Here is an 18,272-nt window from a genome sequence, read left to right on the forward strand (position 1 = left end):
TTTCGACGGCGCGGCCCGGCACCTGTTCAGAGTGGCGTCATGGACACCGAAGCCTCGATGCGGCCCTCGACGACACCCCGGTCCAGGGCGCTGGCCACCGAAGCCGTGCACGCCGGACGCGACGACCTCGCTGCACTCGGCCTGCACGCCCCGCCGATCGATCTGTCCACCACCTACCCCTCGTACGACTCCAGGGGAGAGGCGGAACGGATCGACACCTTCGCCGCCACCGGCGCCAGGCTCGACGGGCCGCCCGTCTACGCCCGGCTCGACAACCCGACCACGGCCCGGTTCGAAACGGCTCTGGCCCGGCTCGAAGGGACCGAGAGCGCTGTGTCGTTCGCCAGCGGCATGGCGGCGCTCACCGCGGTTCTGCTGGCCCGCGCGAGCATGGGACTGCGCCATGTGATCGCTGTCCGACCGCTGTACGGCTGCAGCGACCATCTTCTCGGTGCCGGCCTGCTGGGCACCGAAGTCACCTGGACCGATCCGGCGGGCATCGCGGAGGCGATCCGTCCGGACACCGGTCTGGTCGTGGTCGAGACACCGGCCAACCCGACGCTCGCCGAGGTCGACATCCGGGCGCTCGCGCACTCCTGCGGGTCGGTTCCGCTGCTCGTCGACAACACCTTTGCCACTCCGGTCCTCCAGCGGCCCGTCGAGCACGGCGCGCGGATCGTTCTGCACAGCGCCACCAAGTACCTGGGCGGGCACGGCGATGTGATGGGCGGCGTCGTCGCCTGCGACGAGGAGTTCGCGGCCCGGCTGCGACAGGTGCGCTTCGCCACCGGCGGGGTACTGCATCCGATGGCCGGATATCTGCTGCTGCGGGGTCTGTCCACCCTGCCGGTACGGGTACGTGCCGCTTCCGCGAGCGCCGCCGAACTGTCCCGCAGGCTGGCCGCCGACCCGCGCATCGCCAGGGTCCACTACCCGGCGGTGGGCGGGGCGATGGTCTCCTTCGAGGTGTACGGGGATCCGCACCGGGTGATCTCCGCCGTACGGCTCATCACTCCTGCGGTGAGTCTCGGCAGTGTGGACACCCTGATCCAGCATCCGGCCTCCATCAGCCACCGCATTGTGGATGAGGGAGACCGGCAGGCTGCCGGTGTCGGGGACCGGCTGCTGCGTATGTCGGTCGGCCTGGAGGACGTCGAGGACCTGTGGGCCGATCTCTGTCAGGCGCTCAGCGACCCGCCTGCTCGTACGGCGGCAGGGAGCGTACCGGAGTCGCGTCCAGCCGGGCGGTGATGACGAGCGTGCCCTCCTCGATCTGGTAGTCGAGGGGAAGTTCGAGGGACCGCATGGCGGCGACCATGCCGGTGTTGGAGGCCTGGGTGACGGCGTAGACGCTCTCGCAGCCGGCCTCGACGGCGAGCGTCACCAGGCGGCCGAGGAGCTCCGAGCCGATGCCCCGGCGCTGCCAGTCGTCCTCGACGAGGAGGGCCACCTCGGTCTCGTCACCGTCCCAGAGGAGGTGTCCCAGGGCTACCAGGCGGCCGGAGGCCGCCTGGACGGCCAGGGTGCGGCCGAACCTGGGGCTCAGCAGGTGGTCCAGGTAGCGGTCGGCGTCGCGGACCGGACCGTGGTAGCGCAGCCGCAGCGTCTGCTCGGAGCAGCGGTCGTGCATGGCGCGGGCGGCTGCCAGGTCGCTTTGGTCCGCGCGGCGGACGGTGATCTCGTTGCCCTCGGGGAGCGTGAGCACGTGCTCGCTGCGCGGGACGCGGGGGCCGAGCCGGGCGTCGAACTCCACCAGTGCGCGGGCCCGGGCGAACTCGGTCGGGGTGAACGGCAGATAGGGCCGCTCGATGGTGATCGCACCGCCGGACGGGTCGCGCAGTCGCATCACCGTCTCCTCGAGCATTCCTTCGACCGGTGCGCCATCACCGGTCGCGCGACCGGTGACCGAGACGGCAGGCAGCGAGTGGATGGTGCAGCGCCCGAGCAACTGGCGGAGCGCCAGCGGGAGTTCAGCGGCGTCCAGGGCGGTGCGGGTGGCGAGTCCCAGGATCCGCGTCGGCGCGTCCACCAGGTCGTGCGCGTCGGCCCGCTCGATCCAGGTGGAGATGCCGCCCGCTGCGGAGATCGCCCGGCTCAGCTGCCGGACCTGGAACGAGACGGGGGCGCGCAGCAGGAACTCGTCGACCGTGCCCTGCGCCAGCGGATGCGTCTGCAGAGTGAGGATGTCGATCCGGTGCCGGGCGAGCGCGATGCAGAGCGCGGCGAGACTGCCGGGGGCGTCCCGGACCGTGGTGCGCATCCGCCACAGCACCGTGTCCTCGTCGGACGGGGCCGGACCGGCGGCGGGCGTGGTCACGAGTGCGGCGGCAGGGGTGGCCGCCGCGTTGTCGGTGACCGTGTGGTGGGACAGGCCCACGCTGCGGTCGCCGGCGGTCGGCGGCGGCGCGTGACTGTGCCGCCGTGCCCACCAGGTGTGGAACGCGGCCGTCGCCACGAGGGCCAGGGCCGAGGCGATCAGCAGATACGGTCCGTCGGGCTGGTGCCCGATCATGTTGGCGATCGCGTCGGCCACCGCGACGGCGGTGAAGAGGGCGGCCAGCTCGATCAGGTCCCGCCGCCAGTGGTGCGGGCGGCGGGCGCTCTTCGCGGATGTCACATCAGTCATGGGCTCACTGTGACGGAGCGGTGTTGCCTGATCACGAACGCCTTGTGACTGATGGGTTAAGTGTGGATCTAGTCCCCTATAGCCCGTTTGTGCTGATCGCTGTCGTGGATGATTGCGGCCGCTGTGGGTTTGCGGCGGGCCTGGGCGCTCCGAGGGCGGGACGGGTCACGGTGGGGCGTGACCCGTCGCTGCGGGTTACGACCGGGTGCACGATGGCGAGTGGATCGCCGGGAGCACGCTCGCTGTCGTGCAACGGGTCGTTACGGCACGATGTCGTCGGCCGTCGTCCCTGCCCCCTTTTCCCAGGCCGCCTGCAGCCGTGCCGCGTGACGTACCAACTGCGACGTCCCGCCGCGCGCGGCCAGAGCCGTCAGCCCGGGTATCGGTTCGGCCGCCACCGCACCGCAGCGTTCCGCACATTCGGCGGCCACGGACAGCAGATCGCTCAGCCCGCGCGGGGCCTGGTCGTACGCCAGCAGCGGGGGCAGCGCGGCGGTCAGCACGGTGAGCACCGTCCGGTATGCGCCGGTGGCGGCAGCCGTACGGGCGGACTCCGCCACGCGGTTGGGTTTCACCAGCTCGCGGTCGACGAGAATCGCCAATTCCCGGCCGAGCAGCGCCGTGTCCAGCCTGTCCTCGGCCGCGAGCACCAGCAGGGCGTCGACCGCCGACAACCTGTCCTCCGGATGGCGGGCGCCCAGCCCGTACGCGATGGCCAGATGGATGGCCGCGGCGGCCGGGCCGCCGAGCCCGGCGAGCCGGGGCAGCGGCCAGGCCGCACCCCGTAGCTCCTCGGTCGCGCAGGTGGCGACGGCGGGCAGCATCCAGGCGGCCATCGTCTCGCCGTCCTCGGGCAGGGTGGCGAGCCAGGAGCCGGGCTCCTCGCCCCAGTGGTAGCACCGGTGCCCGTCCGGGAAGTGCGGGCGGCCCAGCCAGTGGAAGGAACGCGGGAACTCCTGCTGGATGACCCGACTTTCCTCGGTGGCCAACAGGACGCGTCGCGTCCTGTCAGTCGATCCCCGCAACCAGCTGCGCGACGGCGGCTGTTCGTTCTCCAGATGCTGCTGCCGCACAGGCGCGACCGGTTCGTCCGCGTGGAGCCAGGCAGCCAGTCGGTCACCCTGCGCGGTGCCGAGCAGGGTGGCCGCCTCCGCAGCCTCCGCCGCCTCGCGCCGACCGCTGCGCCGCACGCGCAGCAGCGCCTGGGCGAAATCGGCTTCCCCGGGTTCGACCCCGAGCTGCTGATACGTACGCAGCCGCTCGACCAGCACCGCCGGGTCCAACGAGCCGGTGTGCCATGTCGGAGTGGCCAGCAGGAACGGCGACCTGCCGATCAGTACCGAGTGGGCGGCCTCCCACAGCCGCGCCCGGAGGATTCCGTCGAGCGCGGCATGGACACAGGTGCCGGTCCCGGTCCAGCCGGCACGCCCGTCGTGAACGGCTCGCACCGAGACCCGTTCGAGCAGTACGGCCACGACGAGTTCGATGCCCGTGTCCGAGCTGAGCGTCCGCTCGACGTGGGACGATGTGTCGTCGAGCCACCACCGGTCCGCCAGAGCGTCGCGCAGCGCATCCGCCAGCGCCGGACGGTCGGTGTGGGCATGGCGGACCAGTCCGTCCAGCGCCCGCTCGAAGGCGACCGTCTCGCGTGATCCGGATCGCACCAGTGCCACCACCTCCTCGACGAGCTCGGCGGTCGTCTCCGGCGCAGGTTCGAGCCGACGCGGAGCAGGAACCGGCGGCAGTATCTCCTCGTACGGCTCGGCCGGTGGCCGGGCGTCCAGCAGATCCCCGAACACCTCCGCCGCCGCTGCCCGGTGCACCGGCCCCAACAGCTCCGCGGACATGGCGAGTTCCTCGCGCATGGGGTCGCCGACAGGGGGTGCGTACCGAGCCACCAGCTTCAGCGCCCGCTCCTGGATGCCGATGTCCTCGTGACCGAATGCCTCGGCGACGACCGGCAGCAGTTCCTCGGCCGCCGACGGGTCGCGGCGCAGCGCCTTGCCGAGCAGCACGAGCTGGGCCCGGACCAGCTTTTTCTCGGTCCGGAACAGCACCGAACCCGAGACGTCCGCCAGCTCGCGCACGGACAGGCCACCGCGCTGGTCCAGCCGGGCCAGCACATCCTGCGCATGGCCCGCGACGGTCGAGATGCCGTCCGCGGCCATCCCGATCCAGTCGGCGACCCGCTCGGCCTCCTCCTGCTCCGTCAGCGCGAGCCGACGCAGCACGGTCAGGAAGAACCGCAGATCGCCGGGCTTTCCGCCACGGAGCAACCGGGTCACGCAGCAGTTGACGAGCACGGACCGCTCCAGCAGCCCCTCATCCGCCGAAGTGGCCAGTACTGAGGGCCAGTTGTCCGCGGATTCGGGTTCCCGATCGCCGTACCAGATGACCTGCGGGGGCAGCTCCGTCGTCTCGAAGAGCCGTGGCACCATCACCGCGAGATGCGGCTCCGCACGCAGGACATCGATCAGCGGCGGCGCGCCCTTCCGCCGCCACTGCAGGGTGGAGACCGTCTCCGCCCAGCCGACGACGAACCCCTCCGTGGTGGGCACGGTGCACTGTGCCCTCTTCACCAGTTCGGAGACGAACTCGTAGTCGATCCGGGTGGCGGTGGGCCGCGCGGCCAGCCGGTGGGCGAGGTCGCCGAGCCAGGCAGGATCACGGTCCGCGAGCACGTCGAGGACCAGCGGGTACGGGGAGCGGGTCCAGTCGCGCAGCTCCCGGCCACCGATCCAGGTGGCGCAGCCGGCGGCTCCGGAGTGACAGCCCGCTCCGGCGATCAGCAGGGCCTTCTGGATCCTGTCCCGTTCGCGCCATTCCCAGCTCCGCGACTCCTTGCGCATCGTCTTCAACTCCGCCAGCGCAGACCGGCGTTCCGCCCGGTCCAGCGGCAGGAGAAGTGCGGGCACGTCTTCCTTGCGTCCCTCACGTACCGCGGTGAGCAGCTCCTTCATCGCACACCCCCGGCGACCGGTGCGCCCCGACGGACCATCCGGACGGCGAGAGCGTGCTTGCAGGGGCCCCGCCGCCCCCGGTAGTCCGCCCACCACTGGCAGGTACAGCTCAGCACTCCGTCCTTCTCCCTCACCTGGTAGCGGCGGTCCCCCGAGGCGACGGCAGCCAGCTCCCCGTCCAGCGCTACCGCGCCCGAGCCGGCCAGCTGACGGGCGGCGACCAGACGCGGATTGTGCCGCTCGGCCCGGTCGGCGTCGTACGGCAGCTCGCGGTGGAAGTACGCCGCGTCCGCGAGGTCGTACCCCACCCGGCCCGCCGTGCCCAGCCGGGTGAGGGCAGCCCGTACCCGCTCCACCGACAGCCCCGACTGCTCGGCGAGGTCAGTCGGTTCGATCCTCGGCTCCCAGGCGAGGAGTACGGACACCAGCTCGGCGTCGGCCGCGGCATCGTCGGTGGCCAGCGCGTCGAGCACGCCGCCCTCACCGGAGAAACCGCGCGAGGCGTCGGGCGACAGTGTCAGCGTCAGACGCATCCCCGGCAGTACCACCTCCCAGGCGCTCGCGGCCGCGGCGCCGTCGGCCACCGGCCCGTACACCCGCAATGCCGTCGCGTGACGCAGTACCCGCTGGAGCGTCACCAGCCGCTCCGGCCCGGGCAGGCACACTGCGCCGGCCACCGGCCTCGTGGTCGGTCGCAGGGTCTTCCCGGTGGGGACGACCCACTGAGCGCCGCGCGACGCGTTTCCCGACGAGCGCGGCAGCGCGCGCAGGAACCGGACCGCCTCCGGCGCGGTCAGCTCCGCCCGCAGATCGAAACCGGCGGAGACCACCTGCGCCTCGGCGAACCCGCGCAGCCAACGGTCGGGCAGCGGCACCTTCTTCTCGACGACCGGGCCGTCCAGCGTGGTGACCGCCATCTCCTCCGGACCGACCCGGAGATGCAGCGGATCGTCTCCCGCTATCCGCGAAAGCGCCTCCCGCAGGGGGTTGTTGACATCCACATTCGTTGTGCCATGCCCTGTCTGTGCGCCGTCCAGACCGTCCTGCAGCACATCGAGGCGCGCATACACCCCGCAGCAGCCGGAGAACGACTCGAAGCGCAGCCGGTCGCCGTTCCCCGTCACCACCGGGTCGAGGGAGGAGGGCAGGGCCCGCTGGTAGTAGCGCGCGGACGCCACGTCGGCCACGGCCAGCAGCCCGCGGGCGGCGATCCGCGGCGAGGCGAGAAAGCCGGCGAAGAACCGGGGATGGGGCTCGGCACCCCGCGGCGTCAGACCGCCCGCGGTCTCCAGGCCGAGCAACTGTCCGGCCTGGGAGGACTCGAGAACGGAAGGACGGGAGTAGGCCAGGGCCTGTACGGATCGGGTCATGCAAAAACCGTAGAACCCGCCACTGACAATCGGCCCCGGACGACTGTCCGGGGCCTCGTCAGACGTCGGTCACGGGCGTCCGCTCACTGTCCGACACGCCCCGGCTGCAGCACCGTCGTGAACAGCACCGAACCGCCCTGCGCCCGCAGCCGCACCGTCAACTCGCCGCTGTCCCCGTCGATGTCGACCTCGCCGAAGAACTGCGGCGACTCCATCGGCGACACGTTCGCCCGGTCGGGTGCCCGCAGGAAGACCTGGTCGGGGCCGAAGGTGTTGTCGAGTGCGTTGGCGGGGAATCCTCCGGCGGCCAACGGCCCCGACACGAACTCCCAGAACGGCGCGAAGTCCTTGAACGCCGCGCGCTCGGGGGCGTAGTGCTGTGCCGATGTGTAGTGAACGTCGGCGGTCAGCCAGACCGTGCCGGTGATCCGGCGGTGCTTGATGAACCGCAGCAGCTCGGCGATCTGCAGCTCACGACCGAGCGGGGCACCGGGGTCGCCCTGCGCCACCGCCTCGAAGTTCGTCGCACCGTCCGTGACAACCAGTCCCAGTGGCATGTCTGCGGCGATCACCTTCCACACCGCGCGGGACCGCGACAGCTCGTGCTTGAGCCAGCGGAGCTGCTCGGCGCCGAGGATGCCCGTGGTGTCGTCGGGCTGCCGTCCGGGGGAGTTGGCGTTCCGGAACGACCGCATGTCGAGGACGAACACATCGAGCAGCGGCCCGTGGCGCACCACCCGGTGCACCCGGCCGTCGCCGGACGATGCGTGCAGCGTGGACACCGGGAAGTACTCGCGGAATGCCTGCATCGAGCGCGCGGCCAGCACATTCACGTTCTTCTCGGTGTATCGGGCGTCGTCCAGGATCTGCCCGGGATACCAGTTGTTGCGTACCTCGTGGTCGTCCCACTGGATGATCGACGGCACCTGCGCGTTGAACTTCTTCAGGTTGTCGTCAAGGAGGTTGTAGCGGAAGTTCCCGCGGTACTCGGCGAGCGTCTCGGCGACCTTCGCCTTCTCCTCGGTGGTGATGTTCCGCCAGACCCTGCCGTCGGGCAGCGTCACACTCGGCTCGATCACACCGTCCGCGTAGATGTTGTCGCCGCTGCAGAGGAAGAAGTCCGGGTCGAGGCGGCGCATCTCGTCATAGACCAAGTACCCGCCGATGTCCGGGTTGATGCCCCAGCCCTGTCCCGCGATGTCGCCGGACCACAGGAAGCGCACCCCGTCCCGGCGCCGGGCAGGCGCGGTACGGAACGTTCCGTACACCGGCTCACCGGTCCGGCGCGGATCGTCCGGGTCCGCGAGCGTCACCCGGTAGTGCACCTGCTCGCCCGCCGGAAGCCCGTACAGCGGTGTCGTCCCGGTGAAGTCCGTACCCGGACCGACGAGCGGCCCGTACCAGGTACGGGCCCGCCGGAACGACTCCGTCGCCGACGTCTCCACGATCATCCGGGCCGGCCGGTCCGCCCGCACCCACACCAGGGCGGACGACGCCGTGACATCACCCACCTGAACGCCCCAGCCCGCACGCGGACGGCCGGACAGGGCGAAGGCGGGGGCCGCCGCTCCCGCCAGGGGAAGGGTGAGCGCGGCCGAAGCGGCGAGCGAACCGCGCAGCACGGTGCGGCGGTCGGGCGAAGGGATGCGCGGACGGTACGACATCGAGGTGCCTCCGGGGGCAGCGGGACAGCGGTACGGGTGGCCGGTCGATCGGCCCCACCTTTGTGCCCGTCGACGGCGGGCACACCAACCTCAGATGAACACCGGGCCCCGGCTCCCGTCGATGTCCCGTCCGAGCGTGTCCCGTTGGGCCTGCGCGAGCAGCCGCACGCCGCGCGCGATGTCCGGGGGCGCCAGATGCGCATAACCGAGAACCAGGTTCACCGTACGGTCCGCACGGCGCGTGGTGGTGCAGTCACTGAGCGGCCGCAGCGCAATGCCGCGACCGGCGGCGCGCCGAAGGAACACCGGCTCGGGACCGTACCGTTCGGGCAGGCGGGCGATGACATGAAGACCGGCGGCGATCCCGCTGACCTCGGTGTCGGGGAAGTGTTTCGCCAGCGCCGCGGTCAGAGCGTCGCGCCGCTCGCGGTAGGCGCGTTGGCAGCGGCGCAGCTGCCGGTCGTACCCGCCCCGGGTGACGAAGTCGGCCAGCACCGCCTGGTCGACGGCCGGATTGCCCAGATCCATCGTGCGTTTACGGGCCACGATGTCGTCCGTCATCGTCGTCGGCGCAAGCAGCCAGCCCAGCCGCAGCCCCGGTGCCAGCGACTTGCTCACCGAGCCGGTGTAGGCGACATGCTCAGGGTCCAGACCCTGCAGCGCACCGACCGGCGCCCGGTCGTAGCGGAAGTCACCGTCGTAGTCGTCCTCGACGATCAGCGCGTCCGTGGTTCGCGCCCAGTCGAGCAGCGCGCGGCGACGCGTGGCGGAGTAGGCGATTCCGGTGGGGAACTGGTGCGCGGGCGTGGTCACCACGGCGCGCACGCCGGAGTGCGTGAGCGACGCGGGCGCCAGACCTTCCTCGTCCAGCGGCAGCGGGACGGTTGTCAGCCCCGTCGAAGCGAACAGAGAGGCATGCTCCGGGCTTCCGGGATCCTCGACGCCGACGGTCCGCAAGCCGCGCCCGTGCAGAACAAACCCGAGCAGCGTTGTCGCCTGGGCCACTCCGGAGCACACCACCAGGCGCTCCGGATCGGCGACCACGCCGCGTCGCCTGGCCAGCAGGGAGGCCAACGCCTCCCGCAGCTCGGGCAGTCCGCGCGGATCGGGGTAGCCGAGGGAGCTGTGCGGCAGCCGGCCCAGCACCGTGCGATGGGCGGTGGCCCAGGCGCTGCGCGGAAACAGCGAGAGATCCGGCGTACCGGGCCGGAAGTCCACCGAGGAACCAGGAGCGCGCGGAGCGAGATCGTGCGCCTCGCGCACAGCGCCGCGGACGGCACCGCTCACCCAGGTGCCCGCGCCCCGACCGCTGCGCACATAGCCCTCCGCGGTGAGCTGCTCGTACGCCTCGGTCACCAGACCGCGGGACACCCGCAGATCCGCGGCCAGTTCGCGGCTGGACGGCAGCCGGGTCCCCGGAACCAGGCGCCCGGAGCGGATCGCCTCGCGCAGCGCCTCCTGCAGCGCACGCCCGCGCCCCCGGGCCGGGGCGGCCGCGGCCGGAATCAGCAACTCCCAGGCAGCGGATACGGACGCACTCCCCTGCGCACCGTCCCACGGCGGATTGGTCCCCGAAGACGTCATGAAAGTGGACCTTAAACCGGACCGCCCCGCTGCCTAGCGTCGGCTCCATGAACGTGACTTCCTTACGCGGGGCGCTGCTCGCGGCCTTCGCCTGCGTCCTCGTGGGCGCCTCCTTCACCGCCAACAGTGTTCTCGGCGACTATCCGTACGCGGGCGGCCAGGCGCTGCGCTACAGCCTTGCCGCGCTGTTGCTCCTGCCGCTCCTCCGCGGCGGGGTGCACTCCGGCCTCGCTCCCCTCCGCACACTCACCCCCCGCCGGTGGGCCCGGCTCGCGCTGCTCGCAGCCGTCGGCATGGTCGGCTTCAACCTGGCGGTCCTGGCCGCCGAACGGTCTGCGGAACCCGCTGTTCCGGGCGTGTTCGTCGGCTGCGCCCCGATCCTTGTCGCCGTCCTCGTCCCGCTGCTGGCCGGCCGTCGTCCGACCCGCACCGTCCTGTGCGCGGCCGCGCTGGTCGCCGCCGGGGCCTTCACGGTCCAGGGCTGGGGCCGGACCGACGTGGCGGGCTTCCTCTGCTCGGTCGGCGCGCTCGCGGGTGAGGTCGGCTTCGCCGTCCTGGCCGTACCGGTGCTGAGCCCGCTCGGGCCCAAACTGCTGTCGGCCGTTGTCTGCGCCATAGCTGCTGTGGAGTCGGCACTGCTCGGTGTCCTGCTCGACGGCAGCGGATTTCTGCCGATGCCCACACCCGCGGAGACGGCGGCGCTCCTGTGGCAGGCAGCCGTGGTCACGGTCGTCGGGTTCGTCTGCTGGTACATGGGCATGCAGCGCATCGGCGCCGAACGCGCCACGCTCTTCTCCGGGCTGATCCCGGTCTCAGCGGCACTCACCGCGCCGCTCGTCGGCACCGGTTCGTACGGGATCGCGCAGGCCGGCGGGAGTCTGCTGGTGGGTTGCGGAGTGGCGCTCGGTTCAGGTGTACTGCGGCGCAGCAGGCCGAGAGGTTCCTCCGGTTCGAGGACCGGCGTCGACTCCGCGACCGGTACCCGTTCAGCGACTGGTGTCGAGGATGACGCGCGCCACGAGCGCGGGATCGTCGTTCATCGGTACATGACCGCAGTCGGGCAGGCGCACCAGCCTGGCACCGGGAATGGCGTGCTTGGCCCTGACCCCCTGTCGGCGCAGCAGCAGCCGGTCGCGGCTGCCCCAGGCGATGGTCACGGGCAGCCCCGGCACATCCTCGGTGAAGGCGACATGGCGTCCGACGGCGAGAGTCTCGTGGAAACCGGTCGCTTCGCGCAGGGCGACAGTCTCCGAGACGACGGCCTCGGGTGAACGGCGCCCGGGCCTCGCGTAGATGGTGCTCGTCAGCGCCGCACGCCCGGCAGCGCTGCGCGAGAGCCGTTCGATCAACGGCATCGGCAGAGCCAGTGCTCCCCGCCGCATCGCCCGCAGAGTGCCGAAGGCATAGAGCCGCTCGCTCTCCGTCCAGAAGCCGGCGGGCGACAGCGCCGTCACCGACCGTACGAGCCTCTCGCGTCCCAGCTCCAGGGCCAGCAGTCCACCGAGCGAATTCCCTGCGACATGGGGCCGGTCCAGGCCGAGCGCCTCACAGAAGGAGCCGAGCACCGGGACCACGCTCGCCAGGTCGTACGGAACGCCGTCCGGGAGCGCCGCGGAGACGCCGAAACCGGGCAGATCGACGGCTATGACATCCCGCTCCGATGCCAGCACCGGCAGCACCGGATCCCATGCCTGACGATGGTGGCCGATGCCGTGGAGCAGCAACAGCGGCTCCCCGGAACCGGTGCGCTCGTACGCCACGGAGACGGTCCGCGGTCCTCCGGGCGAGTCGACGGTGAACGAGACCGAGGTGGCCATGCTGGTGCTCCCGGGGTGTCCGGCACGAATGCGCCTTGCTGAAGCAGCTCAGCGCCAAGGGACTTAGACGTCCCGTCAATAACAATTACCGTTCAGTAGTCCACAGTTCAAGGGGGCGGATGATTTGTGCTGGACACGGCCCGGGGCGTCGGCTGGGATGGGACGGTGACAGCCGACACCGCGACCGACGTCTTCGAGGAACACCGCCCCGTACTGACCGGGGTCGCCTACCGCATGCTCGGCCGGATCGCCGACGCCGAAGACGTGGTGCAGGAGGCGTGGCTGCGCTGGTCGGCCGCGCCACGCGACGACGTACGGGAGCCGCGTGCGTTTCTCGTGCGGACCACCACCCGCCTCGCCATCGACCGGCTGCGGCAGCTGCAGATCCGTCGCGAGGCCTACGTCGGACCATGGCTGCCCGAACCGCTTGTCACCGACTTCGGCCCTGCCGTGCCCGACACTGCCGAGCAGGCCGTCCTCGCAGACTCCGTTTCCGTCGCCGTTCTGGTCGTCCTCGAATCACTCTCCCCGCTGGAGCGCGCCGTCTTCGTCCTGCGAGAGGCCTTCGGCTTCCCGTACGGGGAGATCGCCACGACGCTCGACAGGACCGAGGCCGCGGTGCGCCAGCTCGCCGGGCGTGCGCGGCGACACGTGGAGGAGCGCAAGCCGCGTTACGACGTCGACCCGGCCCAGCGCCGTGACCTCACCGAACGGTTTCTCGCCGCGGCGGCGGGCGGCAACATCGAGGAGCTGCTGATGCTCCTCGCCCCCGATGTGCGTCTGGTCGGCGACAGCGGCGGAAAGTCCAAGGCGCCGCTGCGGATCATCGAGAGCCAGGACAAGGTCGGTCGTTTCCTCCTGGCCGTCGCAAAGGATCAGCCTGCCGCCTTCGAGATCCGGGTCATGGAGCTCAACGGTGGCCCCGCCCTGGTGGTGCTTTCCGGCGGTAAGCCTGATTCCGTCTTCCAGATCGATGTAAGGGACGGTGTCATCCAATGCGTATATATCGTCCGCAACCCTGACAAGCTCGTCAATCTGGCCGTCGAATAGCCGCCCGTCAGGCGCCCTGTCTGAGCTCCTCCAAGCCCCACGGACCCTCCGGACGTGGGGCTTTGTGCTGCGCGCGCCGGACGGCACCACGAACGTCCCGTGAACGCTCTGCGGCAGGGACCCGATTCGCAGCGTGACGGAACGAGGATTGGTCTTGACCAAGGTGGTGTGCCGCCCTATGGTCTCAACGTTAAGACAGGAACCTTTAATAAATAACGTCGCGGAATAAGACGCTGGGTGATTGCGGAGGACAGGGTGGGGACCACGCAGCTGGAATCGGTGCAGGAGCCGAAGTACTGGCACCTCAAGACCGTCCTCAGTGAGGCACTCGACTCGGACTTTGCGGTGGGAGAGATCCTGCCCAACGAGCGCGAGCTCGCAGCCAGGTTCGGCGTCGCCCGGGCAACGCTCCGACAGGCTCTGGAGCAGCTCGAGCTCGAAGGCAGGCTGCAGCGCCGCCGCGGCGTGGGTACCACCGTCGCCCCGCCGCGGGTGGGCGTCGCCGTCTCGACCGCGCAGCACGACTGGACGGGCGGCGACGACGAGGCCTGGCAGCCGATCGGCTGCACGACCGCGACGGCGCCCGCCCCGGTCCTCGCCATGCTCGACGTGGAGAGCGACGAGCCGGTGCACATCGTTCGCCGGATCCGGGTCACTCAGGGGCAGCCGGTCGCTGCGGAATTGCTGTACGTGCCGTCGCCGTCCGTGCCCGAACTGTCCGCGATCGAGAGCTCGTCGAGTGCCGCCCGTGCCCGCAGCGTCGTGCGGGAACTGCACCGTCTCGGCCTCGACGGCCAGGACCGCTCGGTGGAGCTCGGCTCCGCGCGAGCGGACGACGCCAAGGAACTCGACCGGCTCCCCGGCGCACCGGTCCTCGTCGTCACCACCCGTTACCTCGCGGCAGGCGGCACAGCTGCGGTCTCCGTCGCCACCTACCGCGCCGACACGTGCCGACTCACCTTCGGTGACTCCGGCGATCTGGAGATCAGCCACCCCGGCCAGGAGCGCCACGCGTCCTGAGCCCGGCCGGCCCGCCGGCTTCGAACGAAACGCACGGCCCGTCGCGCTCAGCGGCGGGCCGTCACCGATCCCTCCACGGCGAAGAGCTGCTCCTCGACATGGTCGAGCGCCAGCCGCAGCGCGCCCGTGGCCACGGCCGCCTCGCCCAGCAGCGACAACGCGACCCGCGGCGGCCGGAGACAATACCGGGCCAGCTCACCGCGGAGCGGATCCAGCACTCCGTCCAGTCCGGCGGCCCAGCCGCCGATGACCACCAGCTCCGGGTCGAGTGCCAGCACCAGCGCCGCCACATCGTGCACCAGCCGCTGGATGAACCGCTCCACCGCAGCCTGAGCCCGCACATCGCCGTGCCGGGCCTCCGCGAACACCGCGGCGACCGCCTGCTCGTCCAGCGGATCCAGCGGGGTGTCCGTCGTCGACAGCAGTTTCTCCGGTGTGACCTCGCGGCCGAGCAGATGGAGTGCGCCGATCTCGCCCGCTGCACCGCCGTAACCACGATGCAGCCGTCCGCCGATCAGTGAACCGGCCCCCGGGCTCAGCCCCGCCAGGACGAACACGATGTCGTCCGACTCGGTTGCGGCACCCTTCCAGTGCTCGGCCACGGCTGCGGCGTTGGCGTCGTTCTCCACGAGCACCGGACAGCGGAAGGAGCGCCGCAGGCGCTCACCGAGCGCGAGACCGGTCCAGTCCGGCAGCGCGGTGCCCAGGCGTACGGTCCCGTCGGCCTCCACGATCCCCGGACTTCCCACCCCGACCGCACGCAGACTGCTCCGGGCCACTCCTGAGCGCCGCAGCAGATCGGCGACAACGGCCCGCACCCGGTCGAGCCGGTCGTCCGCGGAAGCCGTCTCCGACACCTCGCGGGAACCGGCGCCGATGATCCTGCCGTCCAGCCCCGACAGAAGTGCGGAGACGCGGTGCGGCCCGATCTCGATGCCGAGCAGATGTCCCGCCTCGGCGCGGAATCGGAACCTGCGGGCCGGCCTGCCCTGACGTCGGGCCTCGCCCTCGTCGGGCGCGGATTCGACGACCAGACCGGCCTCGAAAAGCCCCTCGACGACGCCCTCGACCGTTGGCCGGGACAGACCCGTGATACGAGTCAGGTCCGTGAGCGTGGGGGAGTGGGCGCCCCTGAGGGCATGAAGTACCACCGCGGAATTGATCCGACGCAACAGCGACGGGTCCCCACCGGTCAACCGGCCCACGGTGTGTCCTCCCAGCTCGCGAGCATGTCAGGCGGATCGTACTCGCTGCCCGGAGGCGGAGCGACCGTGACCCGGAACAGGGACCCGGGCGCCGTCGGCGTCAGCCCGGAGCCACGAACCCCGACTCGTACGCGGCGATCACCGCCTGCGTCCGGTCCCTGGCCCCCAGCTTGGCCAGTACGGCGCTGACATGGGTCTTCACCGTCTCGACACCGACCACCAGCTTGGCGGCGATCTCCGCATTGGACAGTCCCCGGGCCATCAAACGGAGCACCGCCCCCTCCCGTTCGGTGAGCGCCGCGCTCTCCATGGCCGCCTTCGCCTTGCTCGTCCCGTACTCGGCGGCGAGCTGCCGGACCGCGGCCGGGAAGAGCAACGACTCGCCCTCGGCGACCAGACGCACCGCATGCACGATCTCCGAGGGCCTGGCCCGCTTGAGCAGAAAACCGTCCGCCCCGGCGCGCAGCGCCTCGTACACGTACTCGTCGTTCTCGAACGTCGTCACCACCAGGATCTTCGGCGGATCCGGCACCGTGCGCAGCACCACCCGGGTTGCCTCGATGCCGTCCATCAAGGGCATGCGCACGTCCATCGCCACCACATCGGGGCGCAGTCGGCGCAGCAGCGGGATCACTGCGGCACCGTCGGCGGCTTCGCCCACCACCTCGATGTCGGGCTGGGCCTCGAGCACCGCGCGCAGTCCTGCGCGCACGAGGGGTTCGTCGTCGACCAGAAGAACGGTAACCGGCATCCGGTCAGCGTAGGCCGTCCAGCGGGAGGCTCGCGTGCACCCTCCACTCGCCGTCGTACGGACCGGTCTTGGCCTTTCCGCCCAGGAGCGCGGCCCGCTCACGTATGCCCCGCAGTCCGCTGCCGCCGCCCGGCGTACCTATCGACCCGGTGAGCGGATTGGTCACCTCAAGCTCCAGCCAGCCGTCCGCGACTGTGATCCTCACCCGCACGGGGACGGACCCGGAGTGACGCAGCACATTGGTGAGGGACTCCTGCAGGATCCGGTACCCCTCGCGGGACACCGGTCCCGGTACCAACTCCACCGGACCGGAGACATCGGCGTCGACCTTCGCCCCAGAACCGCGCGCCGAGTCCAGCAGCCGGTCCGCCTCGGCGAGTGTCGGCCGCTGTCCCACCGGTGCTTCCGACTCCCGCAGGACCCGGAGCACCCGCTCCAGATCGTCCAGTGCAGCCCGGCCCGTTTCCTCGATAGCGGCCAGTGCCCGCTCGGTGAACGCCGGATCGTTCGCCGCCCGCGCCGCACCCGCCTGGACGACCGACACGGTCAGGGCGTGCCCGATCGAGTCATGCAGCTCGCGGGCAATCCGATTGCGCTCCAGCAACTGCTCGGTGCGCTCCTCCAGCGCGGTCAGCCGCTCCACTGGTGACGGACCGAGCAGCCGTCGAGCAGCCGCCGTGATCACCTTGCCGCATATCACGACAACTGCGAGCAGCAGGAGAAGAGGCACGGGTGCAATCAATGCGTACCACCAGTGCGGCTCCACCCCGCGGATCAGCCAGTCGTCGCTCGGGCCCGAACCCGACGCGGTGAGGACGAGGTCGACTGCCGTGGCGGACAGCCACACCGTCGCGAACCCGGCCACCGCCGAGAGCAGCAGCCGCACCTCCAGCCAGAGCACGGTCCGCCAGCGGGCCGCCCAGCTTTCCGCCGGAGCCGCGGAGATCGCTGCGTCGGGTCTGCCGCGCTCCGACGGCATCAGCAACAGCTGGGCCTGAACCCCCTCGGCGAGCCGCATTCCGGGGACCAGCCCCACGGGCACGGCAAAGATCATGAGGGCCCAGGGGGTGTCCATGGAGATGAACAGCCACACGCTGGCGACCGCGCACGGAACGAGCATGTGCAGCCAGCGGGTGTAGGTGACCGGCTCGGTAAGCGGACGGAGAAGGCGGCGCATGCCGCCATCGTGCCAGCCGTCGCGAATGTGACGGCTCCCCCGAGCGAGGGAGATGATCCCCTCCGGCGGGGGAGGGCGGGAGCGTGCGCGGCGGCCAGGCTGAGGACATGACCAGCATCGACGTCCATGAGCTCACCAAGGAATACGGCGCGACCCGCGCCGTGGACCACCTCACGTTCAGTGTGCGACCCGGCCGGGTCACCGGCTTCCTCGGTCCTAACGGCGCCGGTAAGTCCACCACCATGCGACTCGTCCTCGGCCTGGACCGCCCGACCAGCGGCTCCGCGACGATCGGCGGGAAGAACTACGCCGCACTCGACCATCCGCTGCGCCGGGTCGGCGCGCTGCTCGATGCGCAGGCCGCCCACGGTTCCCGGACCGCGCGCAATCATCTGCTGGCTCTCGCGACGAGCAACGGCCTTGCTGCCGGCAGGGTCGAGGCGGTTCTGGAGGAGGCGGGTCTCGGCCGGGTCGGCGGCGACCGGATCAAGACGTTCTCGCTGGGTATGCGACAGCGCCTCGGCATAGCGGCTGCTCTGCTCGGCGACCCGGACGTCGTCATGCTGGACGAACCGTCGAACGGGCTGGATCCGGAAGGCATCATCTGGATCCGGGAGCTGATGAAACGGCTGGCCCGCGAGGGCCGCACAGTTCTCGTCTCCAGTCACCTGATGAACGAGACGTCGTCGTTCGCCGACCACCTCGTGGTCCTCGGACGGGGCAGGCTCCTTGTCGACCTGCCGATGCAGGAATTCCTCGACTCCCGCAGCCGCCCGCGCGTGCGCGTGCGCACGACGGAGTCGGGGCGGCTCCGCGATGTGCTGACCGGCAAGGGACTCGAGCTCGTACAGAGCGACGACGGGCGCTGGATCGTCGAGGGCGCCAGGGCGGAGGAGGTAGGTGCCATCGCCGCCTTCGAGGGCATCCCCATTCTTGAACTCATCGACGAACAGGCCACTTTGGAGCAGGCCTATCTCGATCTCACAGCCGATGCGACGGAATTCGCGTCCGCAGCAGCGTCACCCGCTACCCGTCAGGAGGCCTGACC

General features: G+C 70.9%; 13 protein-coding genes and 1 pseudogene. 5 read left to right on the forward strand and 9 right to left on the reverse strand.

Going from position 1 to position 18,272, the window contains the following annotated elements; genetic code table 11:
• Positions 1 to 39 precede the first annotated feature (39 nt).
• Positions 40 to 1,251: a trans-sulfuration enzyme family protein gene (locus ACFU6I_RS16935; RefSeq protein WP_384366780.1), complete on the forward strand. Its 1,212-nt coding sequence runs from the start codon at positions 40 to 42 to the stop codon at positions 1,249 to 1,251.
• On the opposite strand, the gene ACFU6I_RS16940 is transcribed toward ACFU6I_RS16935, so the two are convergent.
• The 5 genes from ACFU6I_RS16940 to ACFU6I_RS16960 all read right to left on the reverse strand — a co-directional run bounded on the left by ACFU6I_RS16940 (position 1,187) and on the right by ACFU6I_RS16960 (position 10,204).
• Entirely contained in the window at positions 1,187 to 2,617 is a 1,431-nt protein-coding gene (locus ACFU6I_RS16940; protein WP_384366932.1) for a GNAT family N-acetyltransferase, read from the reverse strand. The two genes, ACFU6I_RS16935 and ACFU6I_RS16940, sit on opposite strands and share 65 nt — an antisense overlap.
• 269 nt (positions 2,618 to 2,886) lie before the next feature.
• Complete coding sequence (locus ACFU6I_RS16945; RefSeq protein ID WP_384366783.1) at positions 2,887 to 5,586, reverse strand: DUF6493 family protein; 2,700 nt, start codon at positions 5,584 to 5,586, stop codon at positions 2,887 to 2,889.
• Entirely contained in the window at positions 5,583 to 6,956 is a 1,374-nt protein-coding gene (locus tag ACFU6I_RS16950; RefSeq protein ID WP_384366786.1) for an SWIM zinc finger family protein, read from the reverse strand. The genes ACFU6I_RS16945 and ACFU6I_RS16950 overlap by 4 nt, the downstream gene beginning before the upstream one ends.
• A gap of 83 nt (positions 6,957 to 7,039) precedes the next feature.
• On the reverse strand, positions 7,040 to 8,620 hold the full coding sequence (locus ACFU6I_RS16955) for an alkaline phosphatase D family protein (RefSeq protein ID WP_384366789.1): 1,581 nt from the start codon (positions 8,618 to 8,620) through the stop codon (positions 7,040 to 7,042).
• 90 nt (positions 8,621 to 8,710) lie between these two features.
• A complete protein-coding gene (locus tag ACFU6I_RS16960) occupies positions 8,711 to 10,204 on the reverse strand; it encodes a PLP-dependent aminotransferase family protein (RefSeq protein ID WP_384366792.1) in 1,494 nt (497 codons plus the stop codon).
• A gap of 47 nt (positions 10,205 to 10,251) precedes the next feature.
• Here ACFU6I_RS16960 and ACFU6I_RS16965 point away from each other — a divergent pair.
• A pseudogene (locus tag ACFU6I_RS16965) lies at positions 10,252 to 11,097 on the forward strand (DMT family transporter); the annotation flags it as partial.
• A 93-nt stretch (positions 11,098 to 11,190) separates the two neighbouring features.
• Here ACFU6I_RS16965 and ACFU6I_RS16970 read toward each other — a convergent pair.
• On the reverse strand, positions 11,191 to 12,021 hold the full coding sequence (locus ACFU6I_RS16970; protein ID WP_384366795.1) for an alpha/beta fold hydrolase: 831 nt from the start codon (positions 12,019 to 12,021) through the stop codon (positions 11,191 to 11,193).
• A 165-nt stretch (positions 12,022 to 12,186) separates the two neighbouring features.
• Here ACFU6I_RS16970 and ACFU6I_RS16975 point away from each other — a divergent pair, with 165 nt between their 5' ends.
• Positions 12,187 to 13,071, forward strand: a complete 885-nt coding sequence (locus ACFU6I_RS16975) for an RNA polymerase sigma-70 factor (protein ID WP_384366798.1) — start codon at positions 12,187 to 12,189, stop codon at positions 13,069 to 13,071.
• 255 nt (positions 13,072 to 13,326) lie between these two features.
• Positions 13,327 to 14,091 (forward strand): GntR family transcriptional regulator, encoded by a 765-nt coding sequence (locus tag ACFU6I_RS16980; RefSeq protein ID WP_384366801.1) that lies wholly within the window; start codon positions 13,327 to 13,329, stop codon positions 14,089 to 14,091.
• Between the two features lie 47 nt (positions 14,092 to 14,138).
• Here the strand turns inward: ACFU6I_RS16980 and ACFU6I_RS16985 are convergent, their stop codons facing one another.
• The 3 genes from ACFU6I_RS16985 to ACFU6I_RS16995 form a co-directional block, all read right to left on the reverse strand.
• Positions 14,139 to 15,296 (reverse strand): ROK family protein, encoded by a 1,158-nt coding sequence (locus ACFU6I_RS16985; protein WP_384366804.1) that lies wholly within the window; start codon positions 15,294 to 15,296, stop codon positions 14,139 to 14,141.
• Positions 15,297 to 15,396: 100 nt separating this feature from the next.
• Complete coding sequence (locus ACFU6I_RS16990) at positions 15,397 to 16,047, reverse strand: response regulator transcription factor (protein WP_266988374.1); 651 nt, start codon at positions 16,045 to 16,047, stop codon at positions 15,397 to 15,399.
• A 4-nt stretch (positions 16,048 to 16,051) separates the two neighbouring features.
• Positions 16,052 to 17,224, reverse strand: coding sequence for a sensor histidine kinase (locus tag ACFU6I_RS16995; RefSeq protein WP_384366807.1), 1,173 nt, complete (start codon positions 17,222 to 17,224; stop codon positions 16,052 to 16,054).
• 107 nt (positions 17,225 to 17,331) lie between these two features.
• Here ACFU6I_RS16995 and ACFU6I_RS17000 point away from each other — a divergent pair, with 107 nt between their 5' ends.
• The gene (locus tag ACFU6I_RS17000; protein ID WP_384366810.1) at positions 17,332 to 18,270 is read left to right on the forward strand and encodes an ABC transporter ATP-binding protein; all 939 of its coding nucleotides are present in this window, start codon (positions 17,332 to 17,334) and stop codon (positions 18,268 to 18,270) included.
• Positions 18,271 to 18,272: the final 2 nt, after the last annotated feature.

The organism is Streptomyces sp. NPDC057486, from assembly GCF_042802415.1.
Classification (GTDB): domain Bacteria; phylum Actinomycetota; class Actinomycetes; order Streptomycetales; family Streptomycetaceae; genus Streptomyces; species Streptomyces yanii.

Excerpts from the sequence above, each read along its gene's own strand:
- ACFU6I_RS16935 (WP_384366780.1), top strand. The coding sequence starts at position 40 with ATGGACACCGAAGCCTCGATGCGGCCCTCGACGACACCCCGGTCCAGG.
- ACFU6I_RS17000 (WP_384366810.1), top strand. The coding sequence starts at position 17,332 with ATGACCAGCATCGACGTCCATGAGCTCACCAAGGAATACGGCGCGACC.
- ACFU6I_RS16955 (WP_384366789.1), bottom strand. The coding sequence starts at position 8,620 with ATGTCGTACCGTCCGCGCATCCCTTCGCCCGACCGCCGCACCGTGCTG.
- ACFU6I_RS16995 (WP_384366807.1), bottom strand. The coding sequence starts at position 17,224 with ATGCGCCGCCTTCTCCGTCCGCTTACCGAGCCGGTCACCTACACCCGC.
- ACFU6I_RS16945 (WP_384366783.1), bottom strand. The coding sequence starts at position 5,586 with ATGAAGGAGCTGCTCACCGCGGTACGTGAGGGACGCAAGGAAGACGTG.
- ACFU6I_RS16950 (WP_384366786.1), bottom strand. The coding sequence starts at position 6,956 with ATGACCCGATCCGTACAGGCCCTGGCCTACTCCCGTCCTTCCGTTCTC.
- ACFU6I_RS16990 (WP_266988374.1), bottom strand. The coding sequence starts at position 16,047 with ATGCCGGTTACCGTTCTTCTGGTCGACGACGAACCCCTCGTGCGCGCA.
- ACFU6I_RS16960 (WP_384366792.1), bottom strand. The coding sequence starts at position 10,204 with ATGACGTCTTCGGGGACCAATCCGCCGTGGGACGGTGCGCAGGGGAGT.
- ACFU6I_RS16970 (WP_384366795.1), bottom strand. The coding sequence starts at position 12,021 with ATGGCCACCTCGGTCTCGTTCACCGTCGACTCGCCCGGAGGACCGCGG.